This is a genomic window from Sulfitobacter sp. GN1-4, from assembly GCF_055693825.1.
The window spans coordinates 3,673,976-3,688,568 of record NZ_JBVFUQ010000003.1 but is presented as its reverse complement, the minus strand read 5'-3'; the positions used below and the strand labels follow the sequence as shown (position 1 = coordinate 3,688,568).

Sequence of the window (14,593 nt, the reverse complement as noted above, 5' to 3'; positions counted from 1 at the left end):
GGTGCCGCCAGACGCGCCTCCTTCCTTTGAACGTATCCATGCCACCTGTGTGAGCCTTCAGGACCACGCCGCATTGATCATTGGGCCTTCGGGCGCTGGCAAATCGTCCCTTGCGTTGAACCTCATCGCATATGGTTGCGACCTTGTCTCAGACGATCAGACCGAACTCACCCGGCACGCGGACCATGTTGTTGCCACGGCACCTAAAACCATCACCGGCCTGATCGAAGCACGCGGCGTGGGCCTGCTGCGCGCCCCTACCACAGATCAAGCCCGGCTTGCCTTGGTTGTTGATCTGTCTCGGCAAGAGCCCAAACGCCTGCCTGAGGCGCATAGCTATGATCTGCTTGGGATCACCTTTCCGTGTCTTCGGGCCGCCCCCAGCCCCCATTTCGCCGCTGCCGTCTTGCTTTCGCTCAAAGCGATGTTAGGTCCGGGGGCATGACCGAAACGCCCACGTCCACTACCGATAAAACCACTGGCAAACGCCGTGTGGTGCTGGTGACGGGCCCGTCTGGCGCCGGGCGCTCCACCGCGCTGAATGTGCTGGAAGACGCCGGATTCGAAGGCATCGACAACCTGCCGCTGCGGTTGTTGCCGCAGCTTTTGGAAGGCGATGATGCCACCCGCCCGCTTGCGCTGGGGATTGATGCCCGCACCCGCGATTTCTCAACCGATGGCGTGTTGGATGCGCTGGACCGGCTCTCGCAGGCCCCCCAGCTGTCGGTTGAGCTGCTGTTTCTTGATTGTACGCCTGATGTGTTGCTGCGCCGTTTTTCCGAAACCCGCCGCCGCCATCCGATGGCCGAAGGAGCAGCCCCACACGTGGGCATCGCGCGCGAACAAGAGCTGCTGGCCCCCCTGCGTGCCCGCGCTAATGTTTTGATCGACACCTCTCCGCTCACCATCCACGATCTGCGCGCTGAAGTAGAGCTGTGGTTCGCACCAGGCGGCCAGCATCATCTGAGCCTCTCGGTTCAGTCCTTTTCCTACAAACGCGGCCTGCCCCGGTCGGTGGATATGGTGTTTGACTGTCGTTTCCTGCGCAACCCGCACTGGGACCCGGATCTGCGCGCGGCCACCGGCCAAGACCCCCGCGTGGCGGCCTATGTCGCTGAAGATGCCCGTTTTGCCCCCTTCGCCGATCAGGTTTTTGAGATGAGCAAACTGCTGCTTCCCGCCTTTCGCGAAGAGGGAAAATCCAACGTGACTATCGCATTTGGCTGTACCGGCGGGCGGCATCGTTCGGTTACTCTGGCCGAAGCACACGCTTTGCGGCTTGCAGAGCAGGGCTGGCAGGTGTCAATTAGACACCGCGAGCTGGAGAGCCAGCAACAGGGTAAGGCACATTCGTGATCGGGATTGTGATCGTGGCACATGGCGGACTGGCGCGAGAATACCTCGCCGCCATTGAACATGTCGTGGGCTCACAGCACGGTGTGCGCGCGATTGCGATCCAAGCCGACCACGACCGCGATGCCAAACAGCAAGAGATTTGCCAGGCCGCCGACGATGTGGACCAAGGCGCTGGTGTTGTTGTGGTCACCGATCTTTTTGGCGGCTCGCCCTCCAACCTCTCGCTGCGTGCCTGCCAGCCCGAAAACCGCCGGATCCTTTATGGGGCGAATTTGCCGATGTTGATCAAACTGGCCAAGTCGCGTGAACTGGATGTCCCTGACGCGGTGCGCGCGGCGTTAGAGGCGGGCAAGAAATACATCGACAGTCAGAATATCAGCGTCAGCTAAAGGCCCCTCAATGACCCAAGTGTCCCTCCAGATCGTAAACGAAAAGGGCCTGCATGCGCGGGCCTCTGCCAAATTGGTCGAAGTTGTGGAAGCTTTTGACGCGCGCGCTGAGGTCAGCAAGGATGGCATGTCTGCATCAGGTGACAGCATCATGGGGCTTTTGATGTTGGCAGCTGCAAAGGGAAGCACTATTGACGTGCAAACCTCTGGACCGGATGCAGAGGCGCTGGCCGAAGCACTGGGTGCGCTGGTCGCGGACAAGTTTGGAGAAGGCTTCTGACGCCTGCACGCTAACGGACCCGGGGGGGCCATGGTGGACGAGACACAATCAATCTCTGGCACGACCGGCGCCACCGATGATGCGCCGATGAAATACGATCGCCGCAGCCTGTCCTATGCCTCTACCTTCCAGGACCCTTGGAAAGCGGGCTTTATCAGCGTGATGGAACTGCTTACCGGCAAGCTCAAGATCTTGCGGATGGTGCGCAAGTTTGAACGCGCCGGTGCCCCTTCGGGGCAGGCCTTCTGGCGCGGCGCGTTGGATGTGATGGGGATTGATCTGACAACCCCCGAAGAACAATTGCAGCGCATCCCCAAAGAGGGCCCGGTGATCGTGGTTGCCAACCACCCCCACGGGTTGGTCGATGGGATGATCTTTGCCGATTTGATTGGCCGCGTTCGGCCCGATTACCGCATCCTGACCCGTTCGCTGCTGACCTCAATCGACCAGGCCGCAGGCAGCTACATGATCCCTGTGCCGTTTCCGCATGACCCCGACGCGCAGCGCAAAGGGGTTGAGATGCGCGCCAAAGCCATGGCTCACCTGAAAGACGGCGGTGTCGTGGCGCTCTTCCCCTCTGGGGGGTGGCCCATTCCGACAGCTGGTGGGGCCCGGCCATTGAGGGCGAATGGAATGTCTTTACCGCCAAGATGATCCGCCGGTCAGGCGCGACCGTCCTGCCGATCTTTTTTCCGGGCCAAAACAGCCGTCTTTATCAGATTGCCAATCAGGTCAGCCCGATGCTGCGCCAGGGCCTACTTATCCATGAGATCGTCAAGACCTGCAACAAACCCCAAGGCCCGATTGTTGGCCACCCTATCCCACAAAGCGAAATTGACGCCCGCGCCGATGAGCCACGCAAGTTCATGGCCTGGCTACGTGCCCATACGATTGGGTTGAAGGACTAAGTCCATTTCGATCTGATTGAACGCGGATGGCGGCATCCAGGACCGCTGTTTTTTTTGAGTTTTATTGGAAAGATGAAGCCGAGGTTTCGCGCCATCTTGAGGGCGTGGTTGAGGTGACGTCTTGGTGAGAACCAAAAAGCCACCGCAGTTTTTTATCTCAGACGAGGTTGAGCGGTTCTGCTCCGCACAATTCGACGCTGGCAACACAGGCTGAGCTTCGTCGTTAAAGGACCACGGGGTCGCTTCATCTTTCCACTAAAACTTAATTCCGCATTCACGTCTTGGCTGCAGTTCTTGTGGGGTGCGCCTACCGCGTCGGCACGGGCATGTCCCCGCGGTAGTCATAAAACCCACGTTGCGTTTTGCGCCCCAGCCAACCGGCTTCGACGTATTTCGTCAGCAATGGGCAGGGGCGGTATTTGGTGTCTGCCAAACCATCGTGCAGCACGTTCATGATTGCCAAACAGGTGTCGAGCCCGATGAAATCGGCCAGCTCCAGGGGGCCCATCGGGTGGTTTGCGCCTAGTTTCATTGAGCTGTCGATGGATTGCACGTTCCCGACCCCTTCATACAGCGTATAGACGGCCTCGTTGATCATTGGCATCAGAATGCGGTTCACGATGAAGGCGGGAAAATCCTCAGCACTCGCGGCGGTTTTGCCCAATCGGTCCACCACTGCCTTGCAGGCGGCATAGGTTTCTTCATCCGTGGCGATCCCGCGGATCAGCTCCACCAGTTTCATCACGGGGACCGGGTTCATGAAATGGAACCCCATGAATTTCTCGGGCCGATCCGTGCGGCTGGCCAGCCGGGTGATTGAGATGGAGGAGGTGTTGGAGGTCAGGATCGTCTGCGGTTTGATATGCGGCAGCAGGTCTTCAAAAATCGCCTGTTTGACCGTCTCTCGCTCCGTTGCGGCCTCGATGATCAGATCGCTGGGGCCCAGTTCTTTCAACTCTGTCGTGGGCGCAATGCGTTTCAGTGCTGCGGTCATGTCGTCTTCGGCGATTTTGCCGCGTCCGACCTGCCGCGCCATATTGCCTTCGATCAGGGTGATCGCGTTTTGCAAGGCCTCTGTGCTGACATCGGTCATCGTCACGTCATATCCGGCCAGCGCCATCACATGTGCAATGCCGTTGCCCATCTGACCTGCGCCTACGATCCCGATTTTCTGAATATCCATGCCGCGCCCTTTCGTAACATGTCCCAGACTACGGGCAGGGTGGGGCGGGCCGCAAGGGCGGGTCTTGTGGAAAATCTTGTGCAAATTCATCCATTAAGCGAATCGCAAGGGCCGATGGGAATAGTGCGAGGTGGGTAATGAGAGGTGGGTTTTATGTCTTATGACGTGCTTGGGCCGGGGCCCTTGGATTATTTGCCGTGTCGGTACGGCGTTTCGCGGTTGTTGTTTCGGGGGCCTAAGCGGTCTTTGGATGCGCCATATATCGCGTTTATCGGCGGCACGGAAACCTATGGAAAGTTCATCGAACATCCCTTTCCTGCGTTGCTGGAGGACAGGCTGGGCACCACCTGTCTGAACCTGGGTCAGTTGAACGCGGGCATTGATGTTTTTGCGCAAGATCCTTTTGTGTTGGAAGCGTCTTCAAAGGCCGATGTCACCGTTGTGCAAATCCTGGGCGCGGCCAACATGACCAATCGGTTTTATTCAGTCCATCCGCGCCGCAATGACCGGTTCGTGGAAGCGTCCAGCCTGTTGCAAACCATCTACCGTGAAGTGGATTTTTCTGAATTTCACTTCAATAAACACATGCTGAGCAGTCTGCAGAGCACGTCAGAAGACCGGTTTGATACGGTGTTGCAGGAACTGCGGGCGGCGTGGCTGGCCCGGATGAAACTGATGCTGCGCCAGATTAAGGGCAAGACGGTTCTGTTGTGGCTTTCCACCCGCGCAGTGGATGACGCGGCTGTTTCGGCTCAGGGATTGGGCCCTGATCCACTGTTTGTGTCACGGGATATGATTGAAGAGATCCGGCCCCTCGCCACGGCTGTGTTGGAGGTTGTGGCCTCTCATGCGGCGGTTGATGCGGGTACCGAGGGAATGGTGTTCGGAGAGCTGGACGCGCTGGCCGCGGCTGAGATCTTGGGGCCAGCCGCGCATCAAGAGGTTGTGGATGCCTTGGCAGAGGTGCTTGCAACCCTCTGAGGCGAAGCGTCTTGTGTACTAAATGAAAAAGGCCCGCCGTGGTGGCGGGCCTTTTCCTCATCTCTGAAAGGGGTGTTAGCCCAGCTTTTCCATCAGCTCTGGCACAGCGTCAAAGAGGTCAGCGACCAGGCCGTAGTCGGCAACCTGGAAGATCGGTGCTTCTTCGTCTTTGTTGATGGCCACGATGACTTTGGAGTCCTTCATGCCCGCCAGGTGCTGGATCGCGCCGGAAATGCCGACGGCGACATAGAGGTCAGGAGCCACGACCTTACCGGTCTGACCGACCTGCCAGTCGTTGGGCGCATAACCAGAGTCCACAGCCGCGCGGGACGCGCCAACAGCGGCACCCAGTTTGTCAGCCAGCTTTTCGATCAGCGCAAAGTCCTCTTCGGAGCCAACGCCGCGGCCACCAGAGACCACCACACCGGCGGAGGTCAGCTCGGGGCGGTCGCTTGCGGCAACCTTGTCTTCCACCCAGGAAGACAGGGCAGGATCCGCAGCAGCGCTGATGGTTTCCACAGAGGCAGAGCCGCCTTCACCAGCCGCGTCGAATGTCGCGGTACGGAAGGTGACAACCTTTTTGGCGTCGGTGGATTTCACGGTCTGGATCGCGTTGCCCGCATAGATCGGACGCTCAAACGTGTCCGCATCGACAACGCCGGAGGCGTCAGAGATCACCATCACGTCAAGCAGGGCTGCCACACGGGGCATCACGTTCTTGGCGTCGGTGGTCGCTGGGGCCACGATGTGATCATAGTCACCGGCCAAAGACACGATGAGTGCTGCGGTGGATTCCGCCATGCGGTGACCCAATGAGGCATCTTCGGCCACGAGCACTTTGCTCACGCCGTCGATTTTGGCCGCCGCTTCACCCGCAGCAGCGGCAGAGCCGCCTGCGGCCAGAACGGTCACGTCACCCAGCTGCTTGGCCGCGGTCACGGCCTTGGCTGTGGCGTCCATCGCCAGTTCGCCATCGTTTACTTCTGCAAGAAGAAGAACAGCCATTACACAACTCCCTTTTCTTTAAGCTTCGCAACCAGCGTATCAACATCAGCAACCATTTCACCTGCGGCACGTTCGGCAGGCTCTTCGGTTTTGACGATTTCCAGGCGGTTGGCGACGTCCACGCCGTAATCGGCAGGTGTCTTTTCGTCCAAAGGCTTTTTCTTGGCCTTCATGATGTTGGGCAGCGACGCATAGCGTGGCTCATTCAGGCGCAGGTCAACGGTGATAACCGTCGGCATGGAGACCTCAATGGTCTGCAGGCCGCCGTCGACTTCGCGTGTGACCTTTGCTTTGTCGCCCGCGATCTCAACTTCGGAGGCGAAGGTTGCCTGGGACCAGCCCATCAGCGCTGACAGCATCTGACCGGTGGCGTTCATGTCGTTGTCGATGGACTGCTTACCGCAGAGCACGAGGCCAGGCTGTTCTTCGTCCACGATCCCTTTGAGGATTTTGGCAACGGTCAGTGGCTCAATGTCGTTGTGCACGTCATCGGTGGCGACAACAAGGATCGCGCGGTCAGCACCCATGGCGAGTGCGGTGCGGAGTGTTTCCTGGCTTTGCTTGACGCCGATGGATACGGCGACGACTTCGTCTGCCTGACCCGCTTCTTTGAGGCGGATCGCCTGTTCGACGGAAATTTCGTCAAACGGGTTCATGGACATTTTAACGTTTGCGAGATCAACCCCCGATCCGTCCGCTTTCACACGTACTTTCACGTTGTAGTCAATCACGCGTTTGACAGGTACAAGCACCTTCATGAGCGTTTTTCTCCTTGAGTATGGCCCCGGGGTTCCCGGATTCTCCAATGCAATCTTTTGCGTCATATAACGTTCGGATGCCCTAAAACAGGGCAAAATCGTCCGATTTATGTGGTAGAACGTCACGTCCAGCCCGCCGTTAGCGCGAACGGGATATTATCGGAAATTTTGAAAACCCTTGGCGGGTGAGGATGGCCTGAGCCGGTGATGCCTGACGTCTTGGCCTGCAGGAAGCACCCAGTTTGGCCCGTGTCCCCGCGGGGACACAGGTGGGTTTTCGTTTAGAATCAGCCAGCTGCGCGGAATTTAACCCTTAAGTAGGGATTGGGTCAGCGGTTGGCACCTGGCACCCAAAGGACATCGTCCTTACCGCCATTGTTGGCCACGCGGGCGGCGACAAAGAACCAATCGCTCAGCCGGTTCAGGTACGTGACGGCAGCGGCGTTGGTGTCTTCGGCGCGGGCCAACTCCACCGCTAGCCGTTCGGCTCGCCGTGCCACGGTGCGGCAGACGTGCAGATGCGCAGCAAGGCGGGTGCCGCCGGGCAAGATGAAACTGCGCAAAGGCTCGAGCGCGCCGTTCATCACGTCAATCTCAGCCTCCAGCCGAGAAACCTGAGCCTCAGACATGCGCAGGGGCGGATACTCCGCCTCGGCGTCGGCGGCCATATCGGGGCGGCACAGATCCGCACCCAGATCGAACAGATCGTTCTGGATCCGAGAGAGCGCTGCATCCGTTTCTTCGGTCGCTTCAAGCCGGGCAACACCGACAAAGCAGTTCAACTCATCCGCTGTGCCGTATGCTGCGACGCGGACGTCGTGTTTGACCACCCTGTCCCCGTTACCCAATGCGGTTGTGCCGGCATCACCGGTTTTGGTGTAGATTTTATTCAGGACTACCATCAGCCCACGCCCCCTTTGAACCAAATGTAGCCAACGATCATGACCACCGCGACAAACTGCGCGATGATCCGCATCCGCATGAGTTTGTTTGAGTTTTTCTTGTTGAATGCGCCGCCCGAGGCAAACCCCCCAAGGCCGGTCATCAAGATGATCACCACGGCCAAGAGCGCCAGAAGGATAAAGATAAACAGTGGATCGTCGGCCATGTGTGTCCCTTTACGTTTGTGCGCAGATGTAGCGGGGCGATCCCAGACTGCAAGGGCTTAGCGGTTTGCAACCCAATCGAGGCCACGGGTGGGCAGGATCCGGCGCAGGAAACCCGCGATATAGGTGGGCGTCGTCACGTAGTAGCGCGGCTTTGGTTTGGGGCTGTCTAAGGCGTGGATCAGCTTGGCGGTCACGGCCTCCGGGCCCAGTTCAAACGGGTCCTTTTTGACGGAGGCGTAGAGACGCGGGCGCAAGGTGGCCTCATATTCTGCGGCACGGGGGCGTTGGCCCAGTCTATCCACTTTTCAAACTGCGCGATGGAGTTGCGCCGGAATTCAGATGTGATGGGACCAGGTTCAATCTGGATGATCTTGATCGGCGTGTCCTGCATTTCCAACCGAAGCGTGTCCGAATAACCTTCGAGCGCAAATTTCGTGGCGTTATACGCCCCGCGCCACGGCATGGCGACAAGGCCCAGCACGGATGAACATTGCACGATCCGGCCATGGCCCTGGGCGCGCATCACCGGCAGCACCGCGCGGGTCAGCGTGTGCCAGCCGAAAAAGTTCGCCTCAAAGATGGTACGCAGCGCGTCCGTTGGCAGGTCTTCGATGGCACCGGGAATGGCATAGGCCCCGTTGTTAAAAAGCGCGTCCAACTGCCCGCCCGTGGCCGTCAGAACCTCATCGACGGCGTTTTGGAGGGTGGCCCCGTCTTGGTAATCAAGAAGCGGGGCGTCAAAGCCTTCGGCTTGCAGTCGCGCGCAGTCTTCTGGTTTGCGGCAAGAGGCAAAGACACGCCAGCCGCGCGCTTTGAGCGTTTGGGCCGCGTGATATCCGATGCCGCTTGAGGCACCGGTGATCAGGATGGATTTGGATGAGTTTGACAGCGGAAAGACCTCCTGGTTGGAGGTCTTTTTGCGTGTCAGTGCAGCGAAGGCAAGGGGGCTGTCAGCCGCCGGTCAGCAGGAAATCTGCCATCCAGCCGTTGGTGCGGCCATCGATGGTTTCAAAGCGCACCCAGCCTGCGCCGTTGTCTTCCAGCACCATTACTTCGGCACCGCGTACAAGGCTGGCGACCACGCCAAAGCTGGTGCCGGGGCCGCCGCGCACGTTCACCCGGTTGCCCGACACCCGACGAATGTCGACGGTGTTCAGGCTGGTCAGCGTGCTTTCGTCAACTGTCGTTGAGGGCTGGATCAGGCTGGGGATGATGGCGGGGGTGTCGGCGCTGGCGCTGACCAGGCTGACGTTCTGAGGGACTGCGTCGGTATCTGCATCTGCCTCAGGCGCTGCTGTCAGAACCGCTTCTTTGGTTTCCTCCAATACCTCGTCTGCGGAGGTCAGGTTCAGCGCCACGGGGGTAAAATCGTTCAGCGCAGGTGGATCGGTGTCCACAACCACTTTGGGCGCCTCGGCCACAACAACCGGTGTGGTGGTGGCCGCACGGGTGACCGTCGCCTCAGCTTCAGCAGCGTCCGCGGCGCGCTCAGCCTCATAGGCTTGCATCTTTGCCGTCTTGACCGCCTCCGGGTCAAACGCGGCACCGCCGCTCATTTCATAGAACGCCCAAGCCATGAACGCGAAGGATACAAAAATAAAACGCATGATCGTTACGTCCCTCATCACGATTCTTCGAAGTTTACCACGAAACCTCTGTTGTCGGGGTCATTATCAGGGTTAATGGCCGCGTTAATCGGGGAATTGTCGAATTCCGCTCCCCGTGGCGTTCTTGCCGCAGCGCAGCACCGAAAGACGCCACCAACTGCTTGCCGGTCCGGGCAGTGGGGGCTACACCATCTGGTATGTCTGACGTCACCGACCCCTCTGAGACCGACCCGCATAATGTGTCTGAACCGCTGCGCCGTGCGTTGGGTGAGCGGTATCTGACCTATGCGCTCAGCACGATCATGCACCGCGCGCTGCCAGATGCGCGCGACGGGTTAAAGCCGGTCCACCGGCGTATCCTTTATGCGATGCGCGAATTGCGGCTCAGCTCGGCGGGCGGTTTTCGTAAATCCGCCAAGATCAGCGGCGATGTGATGGGCAACTATCACCCGCATGGCGATGCGGCGATTTATGATGCGATGGCGCGTCTGGCGCAGGATTTCAACGTCCGCTACCCGCTGGTCGACGGGCAGGGCAACTTTGGCAACATCGACGGCGATAACCCTGCCGCCAGCCGCTATACTGAGGCGCGGATGACCGCCGTGGCTGAGGCGATGCTGGACGGTCTGAACGAGAATGCCGTTGATTTTCGTGAAAACTACGACGGCACGCTGACCGAACCTGCGGTGCTGCCTGCACAGTTCCCAAACCTTTTGGCCAATGGGTCGTCCGGGATTGCGGTGGGCATGGCCACAAACATCCCGCCACACAACATTGCAGAGCTGTGTGATGCCTGCATCCACATGATCAAAGTCCCCGATTGCCGCGAAGACACGCTGCTGAATTTCGTGCCGGGCCCGGATTTCCCCACAGGCGGCATCATCGTTGAGCCGCAAGAGAACATCGCGCAGGCTTACCGCACGGGTAAAGGTGGCTTCCGCCTGCGGTGTCGTTGGGAGGTTGAGGATCTGGGCCGGGGCCAGTGGCAGATCGTGATCACGGAGATCCCTTATCAGGTTCAGAAATCCAAGCTGATTGAAAAGATCGCCGAGGCCATTCAAACCAAAAAGATCCCGATCCTGGCGGATGTGCGCGACGAAAGCGCCGAAGACGTGCGCATGATCCTTGAGCCGCGTTCCAAGAACGTGGACCCTGAGGTGCTGATGGGGATGCTCTATCGCAACTCTGATCTTGAGGTGCGGTTTTCGCTCAACATGAATGTGTTGATTGATGGAGTAACGCCCAAGGTCTGTTCGATGAAGGAAGTGCTGCGCGCTTTCCTCGATCACCGCCGCGAAGTTCTGCTGCGCCGGTCCGAGCACCGGATGGAAAAGATCGACCACCGGTTGGAAGTATTGGAAGGCTTTATCGTCGCCTTCCTGAACCTGGACCGTGTGATCGACATCATCCGCTATGACGATGATCCAAAGGCCGCCTTGATGCGCGAAGATTGGGGCAAGACCCATGTGCGCGCGATGGACGAAAAGGACTATGTCTCGCCCGCCGCAGGAGAGGGCGAGCTGTCTGAGGTGCAGGTCGATGCGATTCTCAATATGCGCCTGCGCAGTTTGCGGCGGCTGGAAGAGCTTGAGTTGCTGCGCGAGCAATCAGAGCTGATGGAAGAACGGGCTGGTCTGGAGGATCTGCTAGAAAGCAGCGATCTGCAGTGGCAGGCCATCACGGATCAGCTGAAGGCCACCAAAAAGCAATTTGGCAAAGACTGGGACGGCGGCGCGCGCCGCACGACCTTTGCTGAGGCGGGCGAGATTGAGGATGTCCCGCTGGAGGCCATGATTGATCGTGAGCCAATTACGGTGGTTTGTTCGCAAATGGGCTGGATCCGGGCGATGACCGGGCACATTGATCTGGCCCGCGAGCTTAAGTTCAAGGACGGCGACGGTCCGCGTTTTATCTTTCACGCGGAAACGACGGACCGGCTGTTGGTCTTTGGCTCAAACGGGCGTTTCTACACTCTGTCAGCAGCCAATCTGCCGGGTGGGCGCGGCATGGGTGAGCCGCTGCGCTTGATGGTGGATTTGCCCAATGAGGTGCAGATCGTCTCGCTGTTTATTCACCAACCGGACCGCAAGCTGTTGGTGGCCTCCACGGCGGGGGACGGGTTTATCGTCTCTGAGAATGATGTGGTGGCACAGACCCGCAGCGGTAAACAGGTGCTGAACGTGCGCGGCGATGTGCAGGCGTTGGTGTGCCGGGCTGTCAGCGGTGACACCGTTGCGACCGTGGGGGAGAACCGCAAGGTGCTGGTGTTCCCGCTGGACGAATTGCCAGAGATGGGGCGCGGCAAGGGTGTGCGGTTGCAGAAATACAAAGACGGCGGGCTGTCGGATGCCACCACCTTTACCCTGGCTGACGGGCTAAGCTGGTTGGACCCCGCAGGCCGGACCCGGACAGAGGTTGCGCTGGCGGAGTGGACGGGCAAGCGGGCGTCGGCGGGCCGGATGGCCCCGCGCGGGTTCCCGCGTGAAAACAAGTTCACTTGAACCGGGGCAGGGGCGGATGAGCGGCAGCTCAGTCACCACCGGCCCCTGGGGGCAGCGCCTGCGCCCGTGCCTGACCCCGCACCACATCCCCCGGCAGCAGAGAACGGGATCGCCGTTGAATTTACTGGCCGGCGCGGTGCCCTGTTTTGGCTGGCGCTGAAGACCGGGTTTTTCACCATCCTGACGTTGGGGTTTTACCGGTTCTGGATGAAGACCCGACTGCGTCGGTACTATTGGTCTGCGATACGTCCTGCGGGGCATCCACTGGAATACGTGGGGGACCCGGTTGAAAAGCTGCTGGGCTTTTTCATCGCCGTTGTGATCCTGACGTTCTACATCGGCATCCTGAACCTGTTGCTGATGTTTGTCAGCTTCTCGGTCTTCAGCTCATCTGTCATCGGGTATCTGGCCAGTTTTGCCGGTGTGATCCCGCTGTGGTTTTATGCCCGCTACCGCGCCCGGCGCTATGTTCTGGCCCGCAGCCGTTGGCGGGCGGTGCGGTTTGGGCTGGAAAAGGGGGCCTGGGGCTATGCCTGGCGGGCGTTGTGGTATTGGGCGCTGACGATAGTGACGCTGGGCGTGCTGTGGCCGCGCATGACCTTCCTGCTTGAGAAATATAAAACGGATCGCACGTTCTTTGGCTCTGCCCGGCTGCACCAGGGCGGGCGGTGGACGATGCTTTACCGCGCCGCCTGGCCCTTTGTCGCGGCGTTGGTTGGGCTTGGGGCCGCGCTGATTTGGATGTTGGGCGTGGCACCGGTGTTTCCCGAAGGCATTGAGGATGGTGCCGCCTTTGCCGATGCGGTGGAGGCACTGCTGACAGACGCGGCTTTGCAGATCGGCACCGACAGGCCGGTGCGGCTTTTGCTGATCCCGCTGGCCATGGCTGGGTTGCTCTTTGGCGGGATTTATTACCGGTGGGTCAGCAAAAAGATCATGGCCAATCACAAAATCGCCTCAGGGGTGCAATTTTCCTCTGCGCTCAGCGGTGTGCGGGTGACGATGATCTATGTGCTGGGCAACTTCATCGCCTACCTGATGTTGGCGCTGGGCGTTTTGGCGATGATTGTTCTGGCGGCGTTTATCTACAGCGACAGCCTGCTGTTTCTGGCTGAAGCACCTGGGGCGAACACTTTCACGGACCTGCCGCGTTGGGTGTCGTTTGCGTTTTTGGCTGTGGTCTATCTGGCGTTCTTTTTGCTTTGGGGTGTGCTCTATCACACCTTCGTCACCTTCCCCTTGATGCGCCACATGGCGGTGACAACAACGTTGCCGGTCACGGTAGGTTTGGCCTTGATCAGCCAGCGTGAGCGGGACGCTTTTGCAGAGGCCGAAGGTTTTGCCGAAGCGCTGGATTTGGGGGCCGCGATATGAGTGCGGTGTTCTTTGACGGGGACCGGCCAGAGCCACGCGCCGCCATTGCAACAGTAGAGGGCGAGATGCTGGTCATTGCGCTGGCGGATGGTGAGACCATGCGCTGGCCCGCCGCGCAGGTGCGGCGGGTGGGGGATATGGCAGGCCAGGGCGGTGTGTTGCTGCGCCGGACCGCTGATCCGCTTGCCCGGTTGCTTGTTGATGATGCGGATCTGCTGGCCCGCCTGCCGGCGCTGGACCGGCCCGCGCCGCCAAAGGGGCGGGGCAGGCTTGCGGTCTGGGCTGTTGCGGCCATTGGGGCGGTGGCGCTGCAGATCTTTGTGCTGATTCCATTGCTGGCAGATAACCTGGCGGGCTTTATCCCCCCGGCAGGAGAGCGGGCGCTGGGGGCCGCGACCTATGGCCAGATCCGCGAAGCCTTGGATGAGACCGGGCTGAACCCGCTCGAGATTTGCGAAGCGCCCGCCGGTGTCGCCGCATTGGACCGGCTGGTCGCGCGGTTAAGCGGGGAACGGGCGTTGCGCCAAACCCTGCAGGTATCGGTGCTGGATCATGAGATGGTCAACGCCTTTGCCCTGCCTGGTGGCTATGTCGTGCTGTTTCGGGGGTTGATTGAGGCGGCGGAGGGCCCTGATGAGGTGACGGCCGTCCTGGCCCATGAGATCGGCCATGTGATCAGCCGGGATCCCACGCGCCACGCGTTGCGATCTGCGGGCTCCATCGGCATTCTGGGCCTGCTGTTCGGGGATTTTGCAGGCGGTGCGGCGGTGCTGTTTCTGGCCGAAAGGCTGATTTCGGCGCAGTATTCGCAGGCGGCTGAGACGGCGGCGGATGCCTTTGCCCACGAGATGTTGGCGCAGGCTGACATCAACCCCGGCGCGCTGGGCGATCTGTTTGAGACGCTGCGCGCGGAACACGGCGACCGGGAAGGTGTGATCGCGCATTTTCTGACCCATCCGGGCTTGGGGCAACGCATTGCGGCAGCCCGTGCCGAGGTGGACGCCGCGCGCCTTTACAGCGCGTCGATGCCCGATGCCGATTGGGCGGCGTTGCAGGCGATTTGCCGCTAGGGCCTGCAGGCTGCGGCAATGGATTGCGCCCGCGAGGGTGCTGAGGTATCCGAAACGGACAACCGATCCCAG

General features: G+C 59.9%; 14 protein-coding genes and 2 pseudogenes. 9 read left to right on the top strand and 7 right to left on the bottom strand.

The window, feature by feature from the left end:
* Window position 1 precedes the first annotated feature (1 nt).
* The 5 genes and pseudogenes from ACZ1HM_RS18895 to ACZ1HM_RS18875 all read left to right on the top strand — a co-directional run bounded on the left by ACZ1HM_RS18895 (window position 2) and on the right by ACZ1HM_RS18875 (window position 2,933).
* The gene (locus tag ACZ1HM_RS18895) at window positions 2-445 is read left to right on the top strand and encodes an HPr kinase/phosphorylase (RefSeq protein WP_472744155.1); all 444 of its coding nucleotides are present in this window, start codon (window positions 2-4) and stop codon (window positions 443-445) included.
* On the top strand, window positions 442-1,356 hold the full coding sequence (rapZ, locus tag ACZ1HM_RS18890; RefSeq protein WP_472744154.1) for an RNase adapter RapZ: 915 nt from the start codon (window positions 442-444) through the stop codon (window positions 1,354-1,356). Before ACZ1HM_RS18895 ends, rapZ begins: the two co-directional genes overlap by 4 nt.
* Window positions 1,353-1,745, top strand: a complete 393-nt coding sequence (locus tag ACZ1HM_RS18885; protein ID WP_472744153.1) for a PTS sugar transporter subunit IIA — start codon at window positions 1,353-1,355, stop codon at window positions 1,743-1,745. The genes rapZ and ACZ1HM_RS18885 overlap by 4 nt, the downstream gene beginning before the upstream one ends.
* 10 nt (window positions 1,746-1,755) lie before the next feature.
* Window positions 1,756-2,025 carry an HPr family phosphocarrier protein gene (locus tag ACZ1HM_RS18880; protein ID WP_472744152.1) on the top strand — a complete coding sequence of 90 codons (270 nt, stop codon included), beginning with the start codon at window positions 1,756-1,758 and terminating at the stop codon, window positions 2,023-2,025.
* Between the two features lie 30 nt (window positions 2,026-2,055).
* Window positions 2,056-2,933 (top strand): annotated as a pseudogene (locus ACZ1HM_RS18875) (lysophospholipid acyltransferase family protein).
* A gap of 307 nt (window positions 2,934-3,240) precedes the next feature.
* Here the strand turns inward: ACZ1HM_RS18875 and ACZ1HM_RS18870 are convergent.
* Window positions 3,241-4,116 carry a 3-hydroxybutyryl-CoA dehydrogenase gene (locus tag ACZ1HM_RS18870; protein WP_472744151.1) on the bottom strand — a complete coding sequence of 292 codons (876 nt, stop codon included), beginning with the start codon at window positions 4,114-4,116 and terminating at the stop codon, window positions 3,241-3,243.
* Window positions 4,117-4,269: 153 nt separating this feature from the next.
* Here ACZ1HM_RS18870 and ACZ1HM_RS18865 point away from each other — a divergent pair, with 153 nt between their 5' ends.
* The gene (locus ACZ1HM_RS18865; RefSeq protein WP_472744150.1) at window positions 4,270-5,097 is read left to right on the top strand and encodes a DUF6473 family protein; all 828 of its coding nucleotides are present in this window, start codon (window positions 4,270-4,272) and stop codon (window positions 5,095-5,097) included.
* A 75-nt stretch (window positions 5,098-5,172) separates the two neighbouring features.
* Here the strand turns inward: ACZ1HM_RS18865 and ACZ1HM_RS18860 are convergent, their stop codons facing one another.
* From ACZ1HM_RS18860 to ACZ1HM_RS18835, 6 genes and pseudogenes are all read right to left on the bottom strand, one after another.
* On the bottom strand, window positions 5,173-6,102 hold the full coding sequence (locus ACZ1HM_RS18860) for an electron transfer flavoprotein subunit alpha/FixB family protein (protein ID WP_472744149.1): 930 nt from the start codon (window positions 6,100-6,102) through the stop codon (window positions 5,173-5,175).
* Window positions 6,102-6,860: an electron transfer flavoprotein subunit beta/FixA family protein gene (locus ACZ1HM_RS18855; protein WP_472744148.1), complete on the bottom strand. Its 759-nt coding sequence runs from the start codon at window positions 6,858-6,860 to the stop codon at window positions 6,102-6,104. Before ACZ1HM_RS18855 ends, ACZ1HM_RS18860 begins: the two co-directional genes overlap by 1 nt.
* A 329-nt stretch (window positions 6,861-7,189) precedes the next feature.
* Window positions 7,190-7,762 (bottom strand): cob(I)yrinic acid a,c-diamide adenosyltransferase, encoded by a 573-nt coding sequence (locus tag ACZ1HM_RS18850; RefSeq protein ID WP_472744147.1) that lies wholly within the window; start codon window positions 7,760-7,762, stop codon window positions 7,190-7,192.
* Window positions 7,762-7,968: a twin transmembrane helix small protein gene (locus ACZ1HM_RS18845; RefSeq protein WP_472744146.1), complete on the bottom strand. Its 207-nt coding sequence runs from the start codon at window positions 7,966-7,968 to the stop codon at window positions 7,762-7,764. Before ACZ1HM_RS18845 ends, ACZ1HM_RS18850 begins: the two co-directional genes overlap by 1 nt.
* Window positions 7,969-8,025: 57 nt before the next feature.
* Window positions 8,026-8,858 (bottom strand): annotated as a pseudogene (locus tag ACZ1HM_RS18840) (SDR family NAD(P)-dependent oxidoreductase).
* Window positions 8,859-8,919: 61 nt separating this feature from the next.
* Window positions 8,920-9,576: an SH3 domain-containing protein gene (locus tag ACZ1HM_RS18835; protein WP_472744145.1), complete on the bottom strand. Its 657-nt coding sequence runs from the start codon at window positions 9,574-9,576 to the stop codon at window positions 8,920-8,922.
* A 197-nt stretch (window positions 9,577-9,773) separates the two neighbouring features.
* Between ACZ1HM_RS18835 and parC the strand changes: the two genes are divergently transcribed.
* The 3 genes from parC (at window position 9,774) to ACZ1HM_RS18820 (ending at window position 14,521) form a co-directional block, all read left to right on the top strand.
* Entirely contained in the window at window positions 9,774-12,077 is a 2,304-nt protein-coding gene (parC, locus tag ACZ1HM_RS18830) for a DNA topoisomerase IV subunit A (protein WP_472744144.1), read from the top strand.
* 66 nt (window positions 12,078-12,143) lie between these two features.
* The gene (locus ACZ1HM_RS18825) at window positions 12,144-13,451 is read left to right on the top strand and encodes a DUF898 family protein (RefSeq protein ID WP_472744143.1); all 1,308 of its coding nucleotides are present in this window, start codon (window positions 12,144-12,146) and stop codon (window positions 13,449-13,451) included.
* Window positions 13,448-14,521: a M48 family metallopeptidase gene (locus ACZ1HM_RS18820; RefSeq protein ID WP_472744142.1), complete on the top strand. Its 1,074-nt coding sequence runs from the start codon at window positions 13,448-13,450 to the stop codon at window positions 14,519-14,521. Before ACZ1HM_RS18825 ends, ACZ1HM_RS18820 begins: the two co-directional genes overlap by 4 nt.
* Window positions 14,522-14,593 lie beyond the last annotated feature (72 nt).

Coding starts and splice junctions, on each gene's coding strand:
- ACZ1HM_RS18870 (WP_472744151.1), bottom strand. CDS start 4,116: ATGGATATTCAGAAAATCGGGATCGTAGGCGCAGGTCAGATGGGCAAC.
- ACZ1HM_RS18865 (WP_472744150.1), top strand. CDS start 4,270: ATGTCTTATGACGTGCTTGGGCCGGGGCCCTTGGATTATTTGCCGTGT.
- rapZ (WP_472744154.1), top strand. CDS start 442: ATGACCGAAACGCCCACGTCCACTACCGATAAAACCACTGGCAAACGC.
- ACZ1HM_RS18855 (WP_472744148.1), bottom strand. CDS start 6,860: ATGAAGGTGCTTGTACCTGTCAAACGCGTGATTGACTACAACGTGAAA.
- ACZ1HM_RS18880 (WP_472744152.1), top strand. CDS start 1,756: ATGACCCAAGTGTCCCTCCAGATCGTAAACGAAAAGGGCCTGCATGCG.
- ACZ1HM_RS18845 (WP_472744146.1), bottom strand. CDS start 7,968: ATGGCCGACGATCCACTGTTTATCTTTATCCTTCTGGCGCTCTTGGCC.
- ACZ1HM_RS18835 (WP_472744145.1), bottom strand. CDS start 9,576: ATGCGTTTTATTTTTGTATCCTTCGCGTTCATGGCTTGGGCGTTCTAT.
- ACZ1HM_RS18850 (WP_472744147.1), bottom strand. CDS start 7,762: ATGGTAGTCCTGAATAAAATCTACACCAAAACCGGTGATGCCGGCACA.
- ACZ1HM_RS18860 (WP_472744149.1), bottom strand. CDS start 6,102: ATGGCTGTTCTTCTTCTTGCAGAAGTAAACGATGGCGAACTGGCGATG.
- ACZ1HM_RS18820 (WP_472744142.1), top strand. CDS start 13,448: ATGAGTGCGGTGTTCTTTGACGGGGACCGGCCAGAGCCACGCGCCGCC.
- parC (WP_472744144.1), top strand. CDS start 9,774: ATGTCTGACGTCACCGACCCCTCTGAGACCGACCCGCATAATGTGTCT.